A 1,464-nucleotide genomic window follows, 5' to 3' on the forward strand; every position below is an offset into this window, starting at 1 on the left:
CAGCGCCCGCTTTCCGCGTATTTTTCGATTTGCACTGCCGGGGGCACTGGCGGGTATCGCGTTCCGCACACTTTTACATTTATTTATCTGGTGACTGACCTTTTTAAGGAGACAGAATGAAAGCCGTTGGTTTCTGGCAACCCNNNNAAAGTACATCCGTTATTGAAGATTTGTCGCTTCCCCACCCATCCATGCCCAAGGGGCGTGATCTTTTGATCAGAGTCAGGGCGGTCGCGGTTAACCCACGGGACCTGAAAAGCCGGCGAAACATCAGTCCCTCTGCAGGCAATCCGGTAGTTATGGGATACGACGCTTCCGGTGTTGTTGAAGCAACCGGACCAGATGTGACGCTGTTCAGGCCAGGTGACCACGTTTTCTATGCCGGTGTGCTCGATCGCCAGGGAGCCAACGCAGAGTTTCAGCTGGTTGACGAACGCATTACGGGGATAAAGCCGGCAGCACTAAGTTTTGAAGCTGCAGCGTCGGTTCCTCTGACCGGTCTGACAGCCTGGGAAATGTTATTTGATCGTCTGCAGTTGTCAGTGAACGGAGATGCTGATCAGACCCTGTTGATGCTTGGCGGTGCGGGCGGAGTCCCTTGTATGGCTATACAGCTTGCCCGCACTCTGAGTCGGGTGAACATCATCGGGACTGCCTCCCGGCAGGAGAGTGTCAGAGCGGTTCGCGGGTTTGGTGCGCATTATGTCCTGGATCATTCATGTGCGCTTGCGCCACAGGTTGCCAGCCTTGCTGGACTCCCTCCCATTACCCGGATTTTCTCAACGTACACCACGCCATCTGCCTGGGAAAATATGGCCGAAATTATTGCCCCACAAGGCCGTATCGGACTCATCGACGACCCTGAACCACTGGATCTGCGTTTGATCAAATTTAAGAGCGTTTCTGTTCACTGGGAGGCAATGTTTACCCGCCCCATGCATGCTACTGCGGACATGTCTAAACAGCATGATATTCTTAACAAACTCTCATGCATGCTGGATTCCGGTAAGCTCAAACCTCCGTTGCTGGCAGAGTATGGCAGGCTGAATGCTAAAGCACTTCGCCGGGCTCATGAGGACATGGAAAATAAAAATGTGAACGGGAAAATTGTTTTTTCAGGGTTCTGATGAACAGGCCTGTCAGAGTAAAAAAAGATTCGGGTTCAGCACAATGCTGAATTCTGTCTGGCTATAGAGTAAGAATCGTACCGGAATTGAGCATTTACCCTCAGTACCTGCGGATGAAAAAGCAGTCTGCCCTGACATACTGAACAATCCCTTCTCATAAGATGCCTCTCTTTTGCTGTTTAAAGAGCTGAGCAGTCCGGGCGGAGACTGACCTCGTTCCGCTTTCCAAGCGACCCCCTTGTTGAAAGTGCGACAAAAGAGATAGGGCGAATGACTATACTTCGCTCATAGCTGCCCGCCATGCCAGCTCAAAAAACAGGCTTAACGTAGGATATTT

At 51.4% G+C, this 1,464-nt stretch carries 1 protein-coding gene; it reads left to right on the forward strand.

From position 1 onward, the window contains the following. Nucleotides 1–116: 116 nt before the first annotated feature. Complete coding sequence (locus tag VZP09_RS24345) at nt 117–1,127, forward strand: zinc-binding alcohol dehydrogenase family protein (protein ID WP_328795507.1); 1,011 nt, start codon at nt 117–119, stop codon at nt 1,125–1,127. Nucleotides 1,128–1,464: the final 337 nt, after the last annotated feature.

The sequence above is a fragment of the Klebsiella sp. EMBS2024 genome (assembly GCF_036233805.1).
Lineage (GTDB): Bacteria > Pseudomonadota > Gammaproteobacteria > Enterobacterales > Enterobacteriaceae > Klebsiella > Klebsiella pneumoniae.